This window comes from Schaalia sp. JY-X169 (genome assembly GCF_014069575.1).
Taxonomy (GTDB): domain Bacteria; phylum Actinomycetota; class Actinomycetes; order Actinomycetales; family Actinomycetaceae; genus Scrofimicrobium.
The window spans coordinates 1,720,688-1,739,759 of sequence record NZ_CP059675.1 but is presented as its reverse complement, the minus strand read 5'-3'; the positions used below and the strand labels follow the sequence as shown (position 1 = coordinate 1,739,759).

Genomic DNA, 19,072 nt, shown 5'->3' with positions numbered 1-19,072 from the left:
GCTGTTTTCACTGTATGAGGTGTTCGGCGTTCGCCCGACGCTACTGCGGGTAACGTAGTGGGATGCCATTGGTCATGACCGCAGAATTCATGCGTGCCCTAGATCTCCTCCACGCTGGGGAGAACGTGTTTGTTACTGGCAAAGCAGGCACCGGGAAGTCAACGCTGGTACGGGAGTTCCTCGCGAGCACGGATCGGAAAACCCTCACGGTGGCACCGACGGGGATCGCGGCTCTGAATGTTGAGGGTTACACGATCCACCGACTCTTCTCATTCCGCCCAGGAGCGGACGCCGCGTACGCGCGGAGTTCCCGCTACCGCCCCGGCCGATTTATGAAGGCGCTATCCAGCTTGGACACGCTGATTGTTGATGAGGCTTCAATGTTGCGTGCCGACCTTTTCGACGCCATGGCTGTGGCGTTAGAACGTTTTGGTCCTAGCCCGGGTGAGCCTTTCGGTGGCGTGCAGCTTGTGCTGGTGGGAGATCTCTATCAGCTACCGCCAGTAGTACGGGACGAAGAACGTGCCTTCTTCGAAGAGACTTATGGCACTCCGTTTTTCTTCTCGGCGAAGAACTTCAACCAGGGTGCCTTCCCAACCGTTGAGCTTTCCACCGTCTTCCGCCAGCTTGGCGACTACCAGCTGGTGTCCCTCCTCAACGGGGTCCGTGATGGTGCTCTGCTCAATGAGGCGCGCGCTCAGCTCAACCAGCGCACAAATCCTAACTTTGAGCCGCCCCTCGACGAGTTCTGGCTGACATTAGCAACCACGAACCGCATTGCCGCAGCCCGCAATAAGGCGATGCTGGCAAGGCTCCCGGCCCAGACCCACGAGTTTGTTGCTACTACTTCCGGAGACAGGGATGCCTTTGAGTTCCCAGCTGAGGAAGTTTTGGAGGTTGCTGTCGGGGCGCAGGTGATGCTCCTCAACAATGACTCCGGTGACCGCTGGGTGAACGGAACCCTTGGTCGAATCGAGCAGGTGACACCCGGCGAGTCCGTTATGGTCCGTACCCGCGAGGGCGATCTTGTCGAGGTCGAACCGCACGAATGGCAGATCACCAGGCCCACGGTCGAGGACGGACGCATCCGACACGAGATGATTGGCTCTTTCACACAACTGCCGATGAAGCTGGCATGGGCAATCACCATCCACAAGAGCCAGGGCCAGACACTAGACCGGGTGGTCGTAGACCTAACCGGGGGAACATTCGCGAATGGGCAGCTCTATGTGGCTTTGAGTCGTTGCACCAGCCTAGAGGGACTGGTACTCAAACGAGATGTTCTGCCGCGAGACCTGAAGACCGACACGCGGGTGCGGCGTTATCTTGAGTCAACTTCCCGCCCCCAGTCAGCGCGCGGCGAAGTCTATCTCAGTGCCCTGATGGTTGGAAACGAGGGTGATCGTTACCGTCCACGCCCTGTTGAAATCGCGGTTGTAACCGATGATGGGCGCGAAGCAAGCACTCTCGTAAACCCGACTTGCGACCTCTACTCGGCGCGTAGCGACTTCGGCATTACGGTTGGCGACATCCAGTTTGCTCCCACTCTTCCCGAAGCGTGGCATGGAATTGCCCCGCTGATGCAAGACCGGATCCCCGTTGGGGTCGACATTGATAACTTGCTAGGACGCCTCGACACGGAGCTGAAGCGCGGTGGGTTGGTGGTGGAAATGCCGATTGGGCGCGAACTTCCCACTTCAGAACTACCAGTTGACCTGCGGCGAGCACTCAGCTCTGGAAGTGCCCTAGACCGCGCTCGTACCCTTCGAGACGGCGCGGTGACACTGAAGGATGGTGCCGAATCAGCCCCTTGGGCTGCCCCTTTCGGAGCGGCCATGGATGAGCCCGGTGTGCTGCTGGCTCGGCCTCCCGCGCATGCGGACCCAGGGGTAGCGGAGCGCATGACGCTTGTTGGAGCAAAGCGCGGCACGGTCGCTGCCGAGGAACTACTCAAGTCAATCTGGTCGCGTGTGCTCGCGCCAGACCGCAGCGCATTTGAGACGATCACTGCGCTGAATGAAAGGTTTGGGGTTCACGCTGAAGGTCAGACTGCTAGAGAAGATGGGGCGCCGACCCCTTCGTCAGTGTTGGCTCCGGGTCTACGCGTCTGTTTCACGGGCACAGTCGTCCTCGGCGATGGTGCCATCATCTTTCGAGAAGAGATGGAAAAACTCGCCCTCGACCATGGCTTGCTACTGTCGGCCCACATGACGAAGACCAAGACAGATGTGCTTGTCGTCGCCGAGTCTGGCACTCAATCTGGCAAGGCGAAGAAGGCAGCGCAGTTTGGCAAGCCCATAATCCTGGCTGAAGAGTTTCTCAACTGGTGCGACAACAACTAACCAGGGCCGACAGCACTCTTGTAGCAATGTGGAGAGCAACGATGCTCTAGCTGTGGTGAATAACACTATCTCTCGCTAGTATCGAAGGAGGGGACAGCGATTGAGACCGCAGATTTCGGCAGGGGACAAGGATCGGCGAGGACGGGCGACAAGACGCTCGCCGCCGTGATTCACGACTACGGCGGACCTGAAAGAATCACGACAGAAGAAGTGCCACTGCCTGTCCTTGGCAGATGTGACGTCTTGGTGCGCCTCGTTGCTAGCGAAGCAAACCACATCGATCGCTACATCCTTTCGGGACAGTACCAAACGACCTTGCAGTTTCCTTTCATCGTGGGTCGCGATGCCGTGGGCGTGGTTGCCGACGTTGGCTCTGGCATCACCAAGTTCGCGGTGGTCGAATCCTGCTAACTGCGGGGATGGAACGCATTCTTGAGCTTCCCGTAGGTGAGCTCTACACGCGCGATGTTAGCGTTCGTGGCTTCGCGATAAGCAATGCATCGGTTGATGACTTGGCCGCGGCAGCGCATGCCATGAACCACCTGATGCGCGAAGGCCGCCTGCGAGGGAGAGGGGCCGCGACGTATCGCCTCTCTGAGGTTCGGCAGGCATACGAAGATCTTGCTTCGGGACTCTTGCGAGGGCGGATCGTTATTATCGCGTAGAACTGCGACGAACTTCTTCCGCCGCAGCGACCCCTGCGCGGAATGAGCCTCTTCCGCCGCACTTTCGTGAAATGTATACGTGGGGAGCAAGAGTGGCCTTGGGGTACGTACCCCAAGCGATCATTTCGCCCCCACGTATACATTTCACGATGTGCCTGCTCTAGGCCTCCGCAGGGTTCTTGTAGGTGGGAAGGAACGACTGGTAGGAAGGCAGGTCCAGTTGTCCGTGTCCAGATAGGCCAATGACAATCACTTCCTCATCATCGTTTTCGAGGACGTGATCGATCGCGGCGGCAAGCGCATGGGTGGATTCGGGGGCCGGCACAATTCCTTCGGTTCGGGCCAAAAGGATGCCAGCGTTGAAGGCGTCATCCTGCTGGATTGCAACGGGGGAGACGTAACCCAGATTCACCGTGTGGCTGAGGGCTGGGGCCATCCCGTGGTAGCGAAGCCCACCCGCGTGGATTGGGTCCGGGACGAAATCTTTGCCGAGGGTGTACATCTTCAGCAGCGGGGTCATGCCGGTGAAATCCCCGAAGTCGTAACGGTATTCGCCCTCTGTTAGAGAGGGGCAAGCAGCAGGTTCAGCAGCAATCACCTTAGTGTCCGCATCGCCACTGATGACATCTTTGAGGAAGGGGAAAGCCAGGCCCGCCAGGTTTGAGCCGCCCCCTGCACACCCGATGACTACGTCGGGGGCTCCTTCGCCGTACTCTTCCAACTGTGCTATCGCCTCTTGGCCAATGACGGTTTGGTGAAGCACGACGTGGTTCAGCACGGATCCCAACGCATAACGAGCTTGGGGGTCCTTCATGGCTACTTCAACTGCTTCACTAACTGCCATGCCGAGGCTGCCTGACGTGTCGGGCTGCTGCTGCAGAATTGCCCGCCCCGCCTCAGTGAGGTCTGACGGGCTGGAATGAACCTTGCCTCCGTACAGCTCCATCAGGTAGCGACGGTAGGGTTTCGAGTCGTAACTGGCCTTCACCTGCCAAACTTCAACATCAATGCCGAACATGGCTCCTGCGAGCGCCAGCGAACTGCCCCACTGTCCTGCCCCGGTTTCGGTTGTTAGCTTGGTGATGCCTTCCTCAGAGTTGAAGTATGCCTGCGCGATTGCGGAGTTTGGTTTGTGGCTGCCAACAGGGCTGGCACCTTCAAACTTCAAGTAGATGTGGGAGTTCGTGCCCAGAGCCTTCTCGAGGCGGCGTGCCCTCAGAAGGGGCGTGCGGCGATAGGACGCGTAAACTTCGCGGACGGGTTCCGGAATGGGAATATAGCGCTCCGTCGACAGTTCTTGTTCCGAGAGTGCCCGGGGAAACAATGCCTGCAGCTCATCAACAGTGATCGGTTCACCAGTTCCCGGGTTCAGGTGCGGCGGGATCGGTTCCGGAAGGTCAGCAGCAATGTTGTACCACGCAGTAGGCACCTGGGGGTAAGCATTGGTGGACGTTGATGTCATGGTAAACCTGCCGAATCTGCTCTGCTCTGAACGCTGTAGGGGGCTGCCGCAGGCCGGTTGCGTCGGGCTGCCCTGGATGATTGCACGGACGCCTTTAGGATAATGATGGGATCTCAATAACCGCTTCGCTGCCCACTACCTGGCCATCCCACTCTTCAACTGTTCGCAAGCGGCGTTCGACGGCTCGCGTGCGTCGTCCCGCTTCTTCAACTGTGGTCTGAGCAGTCTTCAGTTGCTTCCCCAGCTTCTCCCAAACTTGGCCATACTTCACAAACTCGGCTTTCGCTGCAGACAGCACCTGCCACACTTCGGACGAACGCCTTTCAATCGCGAGCGTCTTGAAGCCCATTTGCAAACTGTTGAGCAGGGACATCAGGGTCGTGGGCCCGGTGATGATGACGCGCTTCTTGGATTGGAGGTCCGCGGCGAAGCCCGGCATCCGCAGTGCTTCGGCAAACAGCCCTTCTGTAGGGAGATACATGATGGCGAAGTCGGTGGAGTGGGGCGCTGCAATGTACTTCTCACTGATGAGTCCCGCTTGGATGCGCAGTGCTTTCTCAAGTTCCCTGGTGGCAGCTGCAATCTCTGCCAGATCCCCGCCCTCTTGTGCTTCGAGAAGACGCTCATAGGACTCTTGTGGAAACTTGGAGTCAATGGGGAGGTAGACAGTTGCGTCATCGGTGCGTCCTGGAAGCTTCACGGCGAACTCAACACGCTCACGGGACCCCGGGCGGATTTCCACGTTCTCTTCGTACTGACCGATAGTGAGAATGTCCTCTAGCTGACGTGACAACTGCACTTCCCCCCATGCGCCCCTGGTCTTCACGTTGGAGAGAACACGCTTCAGCCCACCGACATCTGTTGCGAGGCTCTGCATTTCTCCAAGCCCCCGCTGCACCTGTTCTAACCTATCCGACACCAGTTGGAACGATTCTCCCAAGCGCTTCTCAAGCGTTCCCTGCAGTTTCTCATCGACCGTCACGCGCATTTTCTCCAGTGCAGCCTCATTGCTGGCGCGCATTTTCTCCATTTCAGTGGCGTTGTCTGCCCTCATCTGCAAGAGCCCTGCGTTCTGCGCCCGTGCCAGTTCAGCAAGCCGCATGTCCATTTGGGAGAGGCGCTCACCAAGGGTGCGCTGTAGCTCTTCACGCATCACAGACTCATTGCGTGCCCGCAGAGCCGCGTCCTCACTGTTGCGTGTCGCGATGCCAGCCAGTCGTGATTCTAAGACCTGCTGCAGTTCAACCGACCTGGACCCGGATGTTGCTTCAACAATCTGCAGTTGCTGACGCAGTCCCGCTAACTGCCTGACCAAGTCGGCGTCCTTACCGGTCCCGTTGCGTATCAGGAGCCAAACTGCCACCAGCGCCATTATCAGTGTTAGTAACACCGACACGATCAGGAGCCCACTTACCCAAACACTCATGCTTACCCTGCCTTTCTAAGATCCCCCACCCTAGAGCGTGGTTCCGACATATTGATCCAGCCCCACGACGCGATGCGCATTTTTGTCGGGCGCGCAACTGAAGTCCCATCGGTGAGCACGCAACGCGCAAGATGCGCCAAGCGTTTTAGGCTCAAGAGCAGCCTCTAAATTTGCGGTCTGCAGTCTAGGTCCAGGAGGATCGTCATGCCGAAGCGCACTGACATTGCCAAAGTTCTCATCATTGGCTCTGGCCCCATTGTGATTGGGCAGGCCTGCGAGTTCGACTACTCCGGCACTCAGGCCTGCAAAGCCCTGCGACGCCTGGGGTATGACGTAACCCTGGTCAACTCCAACCCCGCAACCATCATGACCGACCCTGTGATGGCGGACGCCACTTACATTGAGCCACTCACAGTGCCAAGCCTTGAGCAGATTATTAAGGCTTCCCGCCCCGATGCGCTCCTGCCCAACCTGGGTGGTCAGACAGCCCTCAACCTGTCGATGCAGCTGGATGAAAAGGGCATTCTGGCGGCTCACGACGTACAGATGATCGGGATTACTCGCGACGTTATTGAGCGTGGGGAAGACCGTGAAACCTTCAAACGTGTCATGGCCCAAATAGGTGTCGACACGCCGGCTTCCAAGACTGTCACGACGGTTGAGGATGCCCTCGACTTCGCTGCCGAGGTCGGCTACCCAATTGTCGTTCGTCCGGCCTACACGATGGGGGGAACCGGCGGCGGTTTTGTGGATGACGAGGACGAGATGCGCATTGTCGCAGCCCGCGGGATCCAGGCTTCACCCATCGACCAAATCCTTGTTGAAGAGTCGATCCTTGGCTGGCAGGAACTTGAAGTCGAGGTCATTCGGGACGCGAAGAACCAGATGATTTCCGTCTGCTTCATCGAAAACGTTGATCCCGTCGGCGTGCACACCGGCGACTCATTCTGTACCGCGCCAATGCTGACAATCGACCAGGCCCTGCAGGACCGCCTGGAAGAAATCGCCCACAGAATCGTCAGCGAAGTGGGTGTTATCGGCGGCACCAACGTGCAGTTGGCGCATGATCCAAAGAGTGGGCGCGTTGTCGTTATCGAGATCAATCCGCGCACTTCTCGCAGTTCCGCCCTCGCCTCCAAAGCAACGGGACTACCCATTGCCATGGTTTCGACCCTTCTTGCGGCAGGACTCACGCTGGATGAAATCCCCTACTGGCGTGACGGATCCCTAGAGAAGTACACCCCCAGCGGCGACTATGTCGTGGCGAAGGTGGCGCGCTGGGCATTTGAAAAATTCCCGGCAGCCCGTGATGAGTTGGGCACGCAGATGCGCGCAGTTGGTGAGGTCATGAGCATTGCCAAGACCTACCAGGAAGCGCTCGGTAAGGCGACGCGGAGCTTGGAGAACGGCCGTGATGGCCTAGGGGACGTTCCCAAACTGTGCCGCCTCGACCAAGATGCGCTTATCAAGGCGTGTATTACGCCCTCGTCCGATCGTCAGTACGTCCTCTACGAAGCGCTTCGTCGCGGCATGTCACCGACCGTCCTCGCGGAGCTAACTGCTATCGACGTGTGGTTCCTGGAGCAGATGGCGCAGGTGGTCGCCGCCGAGGAAGCAGTTGTGCAGTTTGCCGGCGCACTTGGAGACCTTCCGGACGACACCCTTCGCAACGCTAAGGAAGCGGGGCTCAGCGACGCCTATCTGGCCGATCTGCTCGGTGTGTCCGAGGCCGAACTGCGCGACGCCCGCAGAGCCGCCGGAATCATGCACCGCTATGAAGCCATCCCGGTGTCTGGCGTCGAGGACGCCGAATACTACTACTCCACCTACACGCGAGAGCCGGAGGACGGGTCGGGTTCGACTCTCGACCTCGACGGCAAAGCTCCGCGTGTCATGGTCCTTGGTGGCGGCCCGAACCGCATTGGCCAGGGTATTGAGTTTGATTACTGTTGCGTTCACGCCGCCTACACTCTGCGGGACGCAGGCTACGAGACCATCATGGTCAACTGCAACCCCGAAACCGTCTCAACCGACTATGACACTGCTGATCGGCTCTACTTCGAGCCACTAACGGTCGAGGACGTCCTCGCCATTGTTGAACGCGAAAAGCCCGAGGGCGTGGTGTGTCAGTTTGGTGGGCAAACTCCGTTGAACATCGCGCAGCAGTTGAAGGATGCCGGAGTTCCGATCATCGGCACGTCGCCGGAGACGATTGATCTTGCGGAAGACCGCGACCTCTTCCGGGCGATGATGGATCGCCTGGAAATCCCCATGCCTCAGGCCGACATGGTGGTGACTACTGCGGAGGCGCTGGATGCAGCCGCTCGCATCGGCTACCCCGTGATCGTCCGCCCTAACTACGTTCTTGGCGGACGCGGCATGGAGATCATCCACGATGATGACAATCTCCGCCGCTACATGGATGCGGCCGAGGGCGGTTCACCCATCCTTATCGACCAGTTCCTGGAAAACGCCCTCGAATGTGAGGCCGACGCTCTCAGTGACGGCGTTGAGGCGTTTGTTCCCGCGGTTCTTGAACATGTTGAGTACGCGGGAATCCACTCCGGGGACTCCGCCGCGATGATTCCCAGCGTGACGATTCCCGCGGAACACCTAGCCACGATTAAGGATTACACGCGCCGGATTGCCGTGGAACTTGGGGTGGTTGGCCTGATCAACGTTCAGTACGCGATCTCAGGTGGCGTGGTTTATGTTCTTGAGGCCAACCCGAGGGCGTCGAGGACGGTCCCGCTGGTCTCGAAAGTCTGCGATGTCAATATGGCCTCGTTGGCGACCAAGCTCATGCTGGGTGAATCCTTGGAATCCCTGAACTTGACGGAGAAGAATGTCCCCTATTTTGGGGCCAAAGAGTCTGTCTTCCCCTTCAACATGTTCCCCGAGGTCGATCCGGTGCTGGGCCCGGAGATGCGTTCAACGGGGGAGGTCTTGGGGTTGTCCACTTTGCCTGGCTTGGCATTCTTCAAGAGTGAAGAGGCGGCCCAGGCGAAACTTCCAACCAGTGGTGCCGCCCTCATCACCGTGGCGCAGCGTGATCGAATCGATGAGGGGCCGGGCAGCTCCGGTGACAACCTGCTTGCTGCAGCCAGCACCTTACGAGCCAATGGTTTCAAGCTTCTCGCCACAGAGGGGACCGCAACCTACCTTCAAGAGCGTGGGATTCCCGCGGAGGTTCTGAGGAAGGTGCATGAGGGGTCATCAAATGTTGTCGATGCGATTCAGGAGGGTCGGGCGCAACTAGTGATTAACTCGCCTGCGGGGTCAGACGCCGAGCATGACGACAGCATCATCCGTAAGGCTGCGATTCGCGCCAAGGTACCTTACGTGACCACCACTTCGGAGGCGTACATGGCGGCCCTTGGTATCGCTGAGTACTTGCGCGGCAGTGAGAGGGTGAGGTCGCTCCAGGAGTGGCACGCGACGATTAGCTAGGGTTGCGCATGCTGAAGCTGATCTCGCTGTTCTCGGGGGTGTGACGCGCTATTCCGAACGCCACGGGCGTGTCTGCGTCGGAGTACACGGTTGAGTCAACTGCGAGGATCGCAGTGCCGGGTTTGGCTTGCAAGAGGTGTGCCATGGCCGGGCTTGGGACCTCCACGCGCGCCAGGAGATCGTTGCGGCTCATCACTACCTCGTAGGCTTGCTCGAGGTAGTCGAAAAGGGACCCGCTTGAGAAGTCGTGCGCTAAGACTCCCGGGTACTTGCTTGCAGGCAGGTAGGTTTCAACGTGCTGGTGTAGTGCGCCGTTCACATAGCGGAGCCGTTCCAGCACAATGAGCTCATCGGTTGGGTCCAACTGCAAAGCCTGCGCCGCCTCCGCGTTGACCGCGATTCCGTTGCGGAGAACCTGGGTGGTGATGTCATGGCCCAAGATCGACTGCTGCCTGTAAAAGCCCGTGACGCGCCCCGCGAAGGTTTCCCGGCTCTTCATAATAGGGGCTGTAGGTTGTTTTTGAATCCTCCGGTGTGGAGGAGGCTGCGGTGGATGTAGTTTTGGAGGTTTCGGAATCCTAGGGCGATTCCGCGGAGGTGTTCGAGGCGGCCGTTGATGGCTTCGGTTGGTCCGTTGGAGGAGTGGGGGTGGGTGAAGTAGGCCAGGATGTCATCTCTGCGGTTTCGTAGGGTGCGTGCTAGGGAACGCAGTTCGGGAAAGCCCTTGGTGTTGATGGCACCTAGTGCGTCGATTATGGAAGCGAGTTTGTTGCGACCCTTTGTGCGGTTGGGGCTTTCATAGGCGGCGATCACAGCTTGGTAGAGACTCCATATTCGTGTCAGGGCCTCATATTGGGGGTCTTGCAAGATGGCATCAACTTTGGGTGCAGCCGTTTCACTTAACAGTTTGTTACGTGTTAGGAGCAGGCGGCGCGCCTGGTAGAGAGGATCATTTTTTCGTCCTCTACGTCCTAGGGTTTCTTGTTGGAGTCTTTGGCGGCACTGGGTTACCTTGTCACCGACTAGGCGTACCACGTGGAAGGGATCCATTACCGTGGTGGCACTTTTGAGGACTTCTCGCACCGCGCTTTTATAGCCAGTGAATCCATCCATGGCCACGGTTTTCACGTTCAACCTGAACTGAGTGGCCTGGCCCTTCAGCCAGGAGGCAAGTACTTGTTTGGATCGGCCCGGGATCATGTCTAACAGGCGTGCTGGCCTGCCATCACTGCGGGGAGTCAAGTCGATAATGACGGTTACGAACCAGTCTGAGCGCCATCCCACGTGCCGCCAGCAGTGTTCATCCACCCCGATGGTGGTGACCCCATCAAAACGGGTGGGATCACTGATCAAATGCGTGTAGCCCGCTTCTAACACGGCGTCATTGACAGTGTTCCACGCCGTCCCCAGATTCCGTGCCACAGCGTTGATGCTCAAACCATCCAACACCACTGATACCAGCGCCCAGTTGATGGCTGCCCGCGTGAGTTTCGAGCCGGATGCCGCTAGATTCACCGGCACTTGCTCGGACCAATAGGTTTGACACAGGGCGCAAGTGAAACAGCGTAAACGTAGTAAGGGTCTGCTGCACGTTTGGGTGACATCTGATCTGGCTAGTTTCACTACTGGCCTGGAAGGATGTTGTTATGCCTACTGCGTATCCAAAAGAATTCCGTGATGATGTGCTGCGAGTGGTTGCGGCCCGAGAGCCCGGAGTGACGATCAAGATGATCGCGAAGGATTTCGGGATCCATGTGGGGACACTGGATAAGTGGTTGCGTGAGGAGAGAGTGGAGTCTGGGGAAAAACCGGGGGCTACTAAAGCCGAGGTAGCGGAGCTTCGGGAGCTTCGTAAGCGTAATCGCTTACTTGAGCAAGAAAATGAGGTCCTGCGCCGAGCAGCGACCTATTTGTCCCAGGCGAATCTCCCGGGAAAAGGCTATACCCGCTAGTGAGGGAGCTCGCTGTAGATGGTATCTCCATCTCGGTGTCCTTGCGGGTGTTGAAGCTCTCCAGAGCCCCTTATTACCGCTGGTTGAAGCAGCCAGTGAGCGATACCGAATGGAGGGAGGCGTATTGGGCTAATGCCTTGTATGACGCACATAAGGATGATTCCCAGTTCGGGTACCGTCTCCTGGCTGACGAAGCCGAAGACGCCGGTCAAGATATGTGTGATCGGACCGCGTGGAAGATCTGCTCAGAAAACCAGTGGTGGTCTACTTTTGGGAAGAAGAAGGGCAGAAACGGGAAGAAGCCTGGCCCTCCGGTCCATGATGATCTGTGCGCCTATGAAGATAAGCATGGGGTGATTCGCCACCAGTTCACCGCTACCGGCCCCAACGAGCTGTGGCTGACTGACATTTCGGAGCATTGGACTAAGGAAGGCAAGCTCTACCTGTGTGCCATCAAAGATGCCTTCTCAAACCGTGTCGTGGGGTACTCCATTGAGTCCAGAATGACAGCCAGTCTCGCCGTGAATGCTTTAGAGAACGCGGTGCGCATGCGCGGCAATGTTGCGGGCTGCAAGGTTCATTCCGACCGTGGATCTCAGTTTCGTTCCCGCAAATTCCTGCGAGCTCTAGCACGCCATGGGTTGGTTGGGAGCATGGGCCGTGTCGGGGCGGCCGGTAACAATGCAGCTATGGAAAGTTTCTTCGCTCTCCTGCAAAAGAATGTCCTTAACCAGCAAGTATGGGACAGCCACGAACAACTACGCATAGCAATCGTGTGGTGGATCGAGAGGACCTACCACCGCCGACGCCGACAAGCCCGTCTCGGGAAATTGACTCCCATCGATTTCGAAACCATCATGAACCAACAAGCAACAAAAGCTGCCTGACCAACCTGTCACCTAAACGTGCAGCAGTCCCCAGTAACAGCACAAACCATGACCAGCCCACTAGAGTCACTCCTGAAGGCGTAGACAGTGGTCCCGGATGGACCCAGCAGGGACCAGACTCTGCAGACACTAAATAGAGCAAGAATCTCGGAGGACTGATGGTAGACAGTGGGCCAGGGCCAACTGCAGGACGAACTCTAGCTAGGGCCCGGACCCTAATGGTCGCGGGCCTAGTTATATCGGTACTAGGAAATCGACTACTTGATGGGACATTCAACGGCCTAACCGCAGCAGGCATGGTGGCCGCGTTTGCACTCGTAGCGATGGAGTCCCTAAACGAGATAGTTGTCTTCACCTTTCCCCTCTACGCCAAGTTCCTGAAGCGCTTCTCCCCCGATACCGCCATGATCACCAGCGACCTGACAGAGGTCGTCGCCTCATCTATCGCGATCGCCGTTATCCTCGCCAAACCAAGCTGGACAGTCGGCACGCTGATTGTCTACTTGATTTTCACAACGCTTCTGCTCCCTGTAACCGATATCGCTGAAGAGTTCTATGGAGCCAAGGTCGCTGAAGTCGATCCGCAGGCAAACCTTCGATTCAACGCTCACCTACATTCACTACTGGCATTTACCGGTCTAGTGATCGCCTCCCCTGTCGGCGCGCTCTTGGCCGGAGTATCAGTTCCTCTCGTTCTAGCAATCAACCTACTGCTGTCGCTGCTTGGAGCTGGAGTTCGCTCCCGCGCCCGTCAGAAATACCCGATGGATCCGGTCGCGAACGCAAGTATTGAAGACTTCGAAATGCTCGGCACCAGCATGAGAGTCAAGCAGTTCGTTCGCGACCTCTTCGCTTCCGGACCCACTTCACCGTTGATCGAACTTGGACTAAGCCTCGTCTCTTCACTAACCGGGACCCTCATGCTCATCTGGGTAGCCAGGCAAGCATCTATACCGACAACAGATGCAATGGCCATCATCATTGCGATCTTTGGGGTTTCTGCAACAATCGGCCCCCAAATCGGAAGATTCATCGGCGAACGTCTCGGCACCAAAACATCACTACGACTTACGGCTGCCCTATCGGTAGCAAACATGGCAACACTACTAATTGTGGTGTACTTGGGACATGCCAGCTTTGTCTGGGGATGCTTCTTCGTGTTCTTCAACGGCTTACTGAGTCGCGCCAGGATGGTCATTCTTCAGTCCCATCGCCAGATGTTCTTCCGAGGAGAGCAGTACACGCGAATAATGAGCTGGTCTTACAGCTTCGGTGCGGTAGGAACCATCATTGGGCTGAACCTGGGCTACCTAGTGGGACTACCCGAAGACCCGAGAGCCGTCCTAGTCATCGGAATAACCATGTGGCTCATCCTCTACCCATTCGTGACTTCATCACGAAACAGGCACGACCGGAATCCAGACGAACAGGAAACACGAACTCTCTGAGCTGGTCGATTGCAACTGCATGCTAAGTGTCGGGTCATCTGGGAATGATGGCCCGACACTTTACACGTACGATCCCTCGAGCTCCACCATCATGTAATGCAACCGTCTGCGGCTTCAATGACTGATTGACTGTTACCGGTATAGCCCTCTCCCTCTACTCTGCTGCGTAGCGTTTGACTCCCTAATCTTGAGCGAGGCCCGTGAGCATACCCGCTCGAAAACGTCCTCCCTACCCGTAGCACGCGAGAAATCCATGGCCAACGTCCTATCAGGATGCCGGTGAAGTTACCTCTTAAAATGCCCCGCAAGAGGACGCTCATCACCTACCACAGCCCCGAGTCTCGGGGATCTAAGCCAAGGTACGTCAATCGAGGGCCATTCCACACTTCAGCTCTAGAGCCGCAACTGAGTCCTCGTAGGAAACCTCACCAACCAGGATTACCCGTGCCGCAGCCAAATCATCCTCCGTAGGAAAATGCCCTGCAAGCTGTTGCCCCTTCTCAACTAGAGCCATCACTCGTTCAACCTCTTCGGCGTGCCGGCCGGGTACAACTACTTCATCAGTCTCAACCGCCATGTACGCCTCCAGGCCGTAGCAACATGCACTGCGTTACAACTAATCAAACCAAGACACGCCCTGTTTTGGCCCTATGTTTTGAACCCTTTTCTAACCGCGTGTCGTAGGTGTCTCATTAACGGCCGATATTGCCCAACCAATACTGATCAGCGTAAAACATCTACCCCCAGAGTTGGACTCTGCGCAGAGTTTGCCCATTTCCTGATTCGCGCACACATAGTGTCTCTGCTCATCTGCCATTTCCGCGCCGTAACAAATCCACAAAGCTTGACGAGATCAGTTGCTCTGTGATTGACGTGTGGTGTGACGATTCTCGGGTTAGCAACCTTAGTTGAGCTTGTCCAGTATCTGCATAAGCTTTACAATCGCATTGTTGCTGATAGCTTCCAACTCCGTCGCACCTTCGGAAGTTAGGCTGGCCGTGTGCATTACCGTGTTTCTCAACAGGCGGAGCCTTGGCCGCTCTTGTTGAAAGTCATAGGGGATCGAGAGGACCTACCACCGCCGACGCCGACAAGCCCGTCTCGGGAAATTGACTCCCATCGATTTCGAAACCATCATGAACCAACAAGCAACAAAAGCTGCCTGACCAACCTGTCACCTAAACGTGCAGCAGTCCCTGAAAGCCTTCGCTGACCGTAACAATGTGGTTGACATGGTGGTGGTAGCAGACGCAGGAATGCTGTCAGCCACCAATCTGGATGCTATCGAGGAAGCCGGGTTGCGGTTCATTGTGGGATCGCGGATGACTAAAGCACCCCAAGACCTGGCGGGCCACTTCCACTGGCACGGCAGTGACGCTACCGATGGTCAAATCGTTGACACCACTACCTTGAAGCGCGGTAAGCCGCGCCTTGACCCGGAGGGCAGTGTTCCTCTCACCCAGCCGGTGTGGGACCCAAACAATGCGGCACACGCCAGGTCGTGGCGCACAGTGTGGCAACACCGCCACAAACGGGCAGTAAGAGACCGTCACACTCTCCAGAAGCAGCGTGAACGCGTCGAAACGATTATCAGTGGTGAAAGGCCCGGTAAAGCGGCCAGGTTTGTGAAAACCAGTGGCACCAGGCGTGTTTTTGACCAAGCCACTTTTGAGCGGGCCCTACTGCTTGCCGGGTGGAAAGGCTACATCACTAACATCCCTAAAACCGTGATGGACGCCCAAGAGATCGTGGGTTCCTACCACGAGTTGTGGCATGTGGAGCAGTCTTTCCGCATGAGTAAAACCGATCTGCAGGCTCGCCCTATCTTCCACCGTGAGCGAGATGCTGTTGAAGCCCATTTGACCGTGGTGTTCACTGCCCTAGCCATCAACCGCTACCTCTACGCAGCGACTGGGATCACCTTGAAAAAACTGGTGCAAACCCTACGTCCCTTGCGAGACGTCACCATCGAGATCAGCGGCCAGCAAATCACCGCCACCCCCAAAATCAGCGCCCAAACACAAGAACTCCTCAACAACCTCGGAAACAACCACGGGTAACTAAAGTGGTCCAACTCAGGTATGGGTGTGATGATTGCCCTTGGTACGACCATCATCATCCCTGGCGTAGTTGCACACTTCATGACAGGTGCTGCTGCCGGTGTGATTGGCAATCGTGCTGGAGGACGGCGGGGCGCGGTCCTTGGTGCCTTCTCAAATGGCCTGCTGATCACGTTCTTGCCGCTGTTCCTGCTGCCCGTCCTCGGCGACATGGGTCTGTCCAACGCCACGTTCTCAGACTCTGACTATGGAGTCGTCGGACTCTTCCTTGGTGGGCTTAGCTCAGTAGGCGGCCAAATCGCCCTCGTCGTTGGGATCATCCTCTCGGTTGTCCTGCTCTACGTTCTGACATTCCTGAAGAGGAAGCAGAAGGTAGTGGAGACAGCGGAGGCTGCGACGGCGACGAAGTAGTATTACGCACCTGCTTCCCCCTTGGTCGATATGCAAAGCTATCGGTCAAAGGGGAACTTGGTTTAAGCCCCCCGCGCCGGGGCCGGCGCTGCCACCGTTGCCACGGCCCGCGCCACCGTTGCCGGCGCCACTTCCGGCCCCGGCGTGTCCGCCTGCGCCGGGAGTCGTTAGCGAGCCTGCTAGGGCATAGCGAGCCGACTGGGCTTGCATAACAGTGTGATGTAGGCTGTGTTGGGTCTGGCTGGCTCCCTATGTCTGGTCAACGATGGGTCTGGCTGGCTCGCTATGTCCTCCCCGGCTCCGTAGTGCTGTGACACTCCGTAGTGGTGCGGGCCCACCACCTCCGATCGTGGATGTTCCTGTCTTCATCGCGGGAGCTTCCGCCCCATGGCGTGAAATGTATACGTGGGGAACCGAAGTGGCCCTGGGGTACGTACCCCAGACCAACATCAGCGCCCAACGTATACATTTCGCGAATCGGGGATGGGGGCTGGTGCGCGAATCGGGGGAGGGGTGGCTGGTGCGTACGCGGGGGAGGGGTGGGCTGGTGCGTACGCGGGGGAGGGGGCTGTCGCGCCGGGTTCGGCTACGACCTTGAACTGATCCCCTGACGCACCTGGTACGCCACCAGCAAGAACGCGATCCACAGTGGGCCGATGATTGCCGCAAGGCGGAACGAGGGAGAGAAGAACATCAGGACAAACAGTAGCGCCAAGAAGGCCAGAATCAGAACGGTCGCCGCGCGTCCTCCCGGCAGTTTGAACTTCAAAGCTGCGCGTTCACCAGGTGTCAGTCCACGGCTGAACTTGTACTCCGTCATGGTGATCATGAACCACGAGGCCGCGACCGCGAAGGTCGCCAGGCCCATAAGGAACGTAAATGCGAAGTCTGGCCACACCATGACTACGAAAACCGCAGCGACCGTCACTATCGAGGAGGTAAGGATCGCAGCCCACGGTTGCCCGCTGGACGACATTTTCTGAAGGTAGGTGGGGGCGTTTCCCTGCTGCGACAGGGTGTAGAGCATGCGGCCGTTCGCATACAGACTTGAGTTGTAGACCGACGCGGCTGCCACGATGACGACGAAGTTGAGGATGTGTGCGGCACTCGCAATTCCCAGCGTGTCAAAGATCTGCACGAATGGGCTCATGGAGCCATCGATCGTGAACCATGGGATGACGGCCATGATGACCGCTAGCGCACCCACATAGAAGATGAGGATACGGAGGATGACCTGGTTGATGGCTTTCGGAATCGTCTTCTCAGGGTTTTCGGCCTCGCCCGCAGTCACCCCCACCAGTTCTGTGCCGCCGAAAGAAAACGCCACAACCACCAACGCAAGAAGGAACCCTGTGACGCCGTTAGGGAAGAAGCCACCCTGATCGAAGAGGTGGGAGAAAGACGGCGTAACGTCCGCCGAGGGCGTCTTCAGTCCGAGGACGACAATCACCACACCAAAAACAATCATTCCGACAACCGCGAGCACTTTGATCAACGAGAGCCAGAACTCCGTCTCCCCAAAAACCTTCACCGAAGCCAGGTTCGTCGCGGTGATGACCACGAGGAAGAAGGCGGCAGTCACCCACTTTGGCACGCCGGGTAACCAGTAGTTGACGAACTCGCCGACCGCCGCCAGTTCCGCCATCGCAACCGCAATGTATGTGAACCAATAGTTCCACCCCGCGACGAAACCAGCCCGGCGACTCCAGTGCTTGTATGCATAGAACGAAAATGCTCCCGATACCGGTTCCGCAACCGACATCTCGCCGAGGGCGCGGACAATGAGAAACACAACGGTTCCACCAACCAGATACGCCAGAAGGATGGAAGGACCAGCAAGCTGAATCGCGGCTGACGATCCGTAAAAAAGTCCAGTCCCTATCGCGCCGCCGAGGGCGATCATCTGGATGTGGCGGGAACTCAGGTTCCGCTTGTATCCGGCCTCGGCTTCCCGGTCGGTGAGGATGCCGGAAGGTTTCGTCTTTAGGCTCATTGTCGGGGCGGGATTGGCTATATCAATCCCAGGTCTGCGAACGCTTTGTGTACGCCGCCCTCACGAACGCTGGTTGTGACACGGTTCGCGCGGGCCTTAACGCCCTCGTCGGCACCCGCCATGGCGACCGCTTCGCCACAAATGTCAAACATCTCCACGTCATTCCAGCTGTCCCCAATCCCCACGGCATCCTCAGCAGGTATTCCCACGTGTTCGAGGACGGCCTCAATGGCCGAACCTTTGGAAACACCCAGCGGGGAAATCTCTCCGTCGGCCCCCTGAGAAATCGGCATGGAGCCCGGAATGATGTGGAAACGGTCGCCCAGGTTCTCCTCGACGTCCGCCATGTCGACGGGTGCATTAGAGATGAAAAGGAGCTTCGCCGCGTTCTCCATGTTCGAATCGTCGAGGAAGTCGAAGCCTTCAATAAACTCGGTGAATGTCTCCGCCGGTCCCTCCACAAAATCTTCTGGCTCCGCAACGGCCTCCATGGCCTTCTGCTGGTCCAAGAACCGCGCATACTCACTCATGAGGGCGTGAGCGCCGGGGGTCGTGTACGTTTTCTCGTGTGTCTGCACCAAGATCGAGACCCCACGACTCTCAAAGTAGTCGATGAGGAACGCCACGTCTTCCCTAGCCATCGGCCGGGACAAAATCAGCTCATCACCAACTTGCGCGAAGGCGCCACCGTTGGTGATTTCACCATCAAACCCGATCTCTCTGACGCCACGGGGGATGTCTGTCGCTCCACGTCCAGTGGAAATGTAGACCAGGTGTCCGTTGTCACGGGCGCTTTTTATGGCGTCAGAAGCCGAACGGAGTACGGGCGAGGCATGGTCGATCAGTGTGCCATCGATATCAACGAAAATGATGCGCTTGCGGAAGTCTTGATGGGAACTCATACCCCCATTGTCCCAGCCCTGCCATGCTGACCCTAATGGCTGTGGGCGGACTCTCCATCCTGAGGATGCTCAGG

At 57.6% G+C, this 19,072-nt stretch carries 15 protein-coding genes; 8 read left to right on the top strand and 7 right to left on the bottom strand.

The window, feature by feature from the left end; all coding sequences use genetic code 11:
* Positions 1-74: 74 nt before the first annotated feature.
* From H2O65_RS07685 to H2O65_RS07675, 3 genes are all read left to right on the top strand, one after another.
* Positions 75-2,342 carry an AAA family ATPase gene (locus H2O65_RS07685; protein WP_259349491.1) on the top strand — a complete coding sequence of 756 codons (2,268 nt, stop codon included), beginning with the start codon at positions 75-77 and terminating at the stop codon, positions 2,340-2,342.
* A 165-nt stretch (positions 2,343-2,507) separates the two neighbouring features.
* Positions 2,508-2,753 carry an alcohol dehydrogenase catalytic domain-containing protein gene (locus H2O65_RS07680; RefSeq protein ID WP_182141154.1) on the top strand — a complete coding sequence of 82 codons (246 nt, stop codon included), beginning with the start codon at positions 2,508-2,510 and terminating at the stop codon, positions 2,751-2,753.
* An 8-nt stretch (positions 2,754-2,761) separates the two neighbouring features.
* Positions 2,762-3,007: a zinc-binding dehydrogenase gene (locus tag H2O65_RS07675; protein ID WP_182141153.1), complete on the top strand. Its 246-nt coding sequence runs from the start codon at positions 2,762-2,764 to the stop codon at positions 3,005-3,007.
* A 160-nt stretch (positions 3,008-3,167) separates the two neighbouring features.
* Here the strand turns inward: H2O65_RS07675 and H2O65_RS07670 are convergent, their stop codons facing one another.
* On the bottom strand, positions 3,168-4,469 hold the full coding sequence (locus tag H2O65_RS07670) for a TrpB-like pyridoxal phosphate-dependent enzyme (protein ID WP_182141152.1): 1,302 nt from the start codon (positions 4,467-4,469) through the stop codon (positions 3,168-3,170).
* Positions 4,470-4,563: 94 nt separating this feature from the next.
* Positions 4,564-5,895, bottom strand: coding sequence for a DNA recombination protein RmuC (locus H2O65_RS07665; protein WP_182141151.1), 1,332 nt, complete (start codon positions 5,893-5,895; stop codon positions 4,564-4,566).
* Between the two features lie 204 nt (positions 5,896-6,099).
* Here H2O65_RS07665 and carB point away from each other — a divergent pair, with 204 nt between their 5' ends.
* Positions 6,100-9,345, top strand: a complete 3,246-nt coding sequence (gene carB / locus H2O65_RS07660) for a carbamoyl-phosphate synthase large subunit (protein WP_182141150.1) — start codon at positions 6,100-6,102, stop codon at positions 9,343-9,345.
* Here the strand turns inward: carB and H2O65_RS07655 are convergent.
* Both H2O65_RS07655 and H2O65_RS07650 read right to left on the bottom strand, forming a co-directional pair.
* Complete coding sequence (locus H2O65_RS07655; RefSeq protein ID WP_182141149.1) at positions 9,338-9,844, bottom strand: GntR family transcriptional regulator; 507 nt, start codon at positions 9,842-9,844, stop codon at positions 9,338-9,340. The two genes, carB and H2O65_RS07655, sit on opposite strands and share 8 nt — an antisense overlap.
* Positions 9,841-10,968, bottom strand: coding sequence for an ISL3 family transposase (locus H2O65_RS07650; RefSeq protein WP_182141148.1), 1,128 nt, complete (start codon positions 10,966-10,968; stop codon positions 9,841-9,843). Before H2O65_RS07650 ends, H2O65_RS07655 begins: the two co-directional genes overlap by 4 nt.
* 23 nt (positions 10,969-10,991) lie before the next feature.
* Between H2O65_RS07650 and H2O65_RS07645 the strand changes: the two genes are divergently transcribed.
* Positions 10,992-12,184 (top strand): IS3 family transposase gene (locus H2O65_RS07645; RefSeq protein ID WP_182141147.1). Its coding sequence is split into 2 segments (ribosomal slippage): positions 10,992-11,276 and positions 11,279-12,184, totalling 1,191 coding nucleotides; the frame shifts between segments, so codons are not numbered across the junction.
* Between the two features lie 218 nt (positions 12,185-12,402).
* Positions 12,403-13,632, top strand: coding sequence for an MFS transporter (locus tag H2O65_RS07640; RefSeq protein ID WP_182141146.1), 1,230 nt, complete (start codon positions 12,403-12,405; stop codon positions 13,630-13,632).
* A 364-nt stretch (positions 13,633-13,996) separates the two neighbouring features.
* Here H2O65_RS07640 and H2O65_RS07635 read toward each other — a convergent pair whose 3' ends face one another.
* Complete coding sequence (locus H2O65_RS07635; protein ID WP_182141145.1) at positions 13,997-14,209, bottom strand: hypothetical protein; 213 nt, start codon at positions 14,207-14,209, stop codon at positions 13,997-13,999.
* 607 nt (positions 14,210-14,816) lie between these two features.
* On the opposite strand from H2O65_RS07635, the gene H2O65_RS07630 reads away from it, so the two are divergent.
* Complete coding sequence (locus tag H2O65_RS07630; RefSeq protein ID WP_259349490.1) at positions 14,817-15,692, top strand: IS1634 family transposase; 876 nt, start codon at positions 14,817-14,819, stop codon at positions 15,690-15,692.
* 21 nt (positions 15,693-15,713) lie between these two features.
* A complete protein-coding gene (locus H2O65_RS07625; protein ID WP_182141143.1) occupies positions 15,714-16,103 on the top strand; it encodes a PTS transporter subunit IIC in 390 nt (129 codons plus the stop codon).
* Between the two features lie 586 nt (positions 16,104-16,689).
* Here H2O65_RS07625 and H2O65_RS07620 read toward each other — a convergent pair.
* Both H2O65_RS07620 and H2O65_RS07615 read right to left on the bottom strand, forming a co-directional pair.
* Positions 16,690-18,096: an amino acid permease gene (locus H2O65_RS07620; protein ID WP_220458729.1), complete on the bottom strand. Its 1,407-nt coding sequence runs from the start codon at positions 18,094-18,096 to the stop codon at positions 16,690-16,692.
* 17 nt (positions 18,097-18,113) lie between these two features.
* Positions 18,114-18,998, bottom strand: a complete 885-nt coding sequence (locus H2O65_RS07615; protein WP_182141142.1) for an HAD family hydrolase — start codon at positions 18,996-18,998, stop codon at positions 18,114-18,116.
* Between the last annotated feature and the right edge of the window lie 74 nt (positions 18,999-19,072).

Excerpts from the sequence above, each read along its gene's own strand:
- H2O65_RS07670 (WP_182141152.1), bottom strand. The coding sequence starts at position 4,469 with ATGACATCAACGTCCACCAATGCTTACCCCCAGGTGCCTACTGCGTGG.
- H2O65_RS07640 (WP_182141146.1), top strand. The coding sequence starts at position 12,403 with ATGGTCGCGGGCCTAGTTATATCGGTACTAGGAAATCGACTACTTGAT.
- H2O65_RS07675 (WP_182141153.1), top strand. The coding sequence starts at position 2,762 with ATGGAACGCATTCTTGAGCTTCCCGTAGGTGAGCTCTACACGCGCGAT.
- H2O65_RS07615 (WP_182141142.1), bottom strand. The coding sequence starts at position 18,998 with ATGAGTTCCCATCAAGACTTCCGCAAGCGCATCATTTTCGTTGATATC.
- H2O65_RS07655 (WP_182141149.1), bottom strand. The coding sequence starts at position 9,844 with ATGAAGAGCCGGGAAACCTTCGCGGGGCGCGTCACGGGCTTTTACAGG.
- H2O65_RS07665 (WP_182141151.1), bottom strand. The coding sequence starts at position 5,895 with ATGAGTGTTTGGGTAAGTGGGCTCCTGATCGTGTCGGTGTTACTAACA.
- carB (WP_182141150.1), top strand. The coding sequence starts at position 6,100 with ATGCCGAAGCGCACTGACATTGCCAAAGTTCTCATCATTGGCTCTGGC.
- H2O65_RS07620 (WP_220458729.1), bottom strand. The coding sequence starts at position 18,096 with ATGAGCCTAAAGACGAAACCTTCCGGCATCCTCACCGACCGGGAAGCC.
- H2O65_RS07685 (WP_259349491.1), top strand. The coding sequence starts at position 75 with ATGACCGCAGAATTCATGCGTGCCCTAGATCTCCTCCACGCTGGGGAG.
- H2O65_RS07625 (WP_182141143.1), top strand. The coding sequence starts at position 15,714 with ATGGGTGTGATGATTGCCCTTGGTACGACCATCATCATCCCTGGCGTA.
- H2O65_RS07635 (WP_182141145.1), bottom strand. The coding sequence starts at position 14,209 with ATGGCGGTTGAGACTGATGAAGTAGTTGTACCCGGCCGGCACGCCGAA.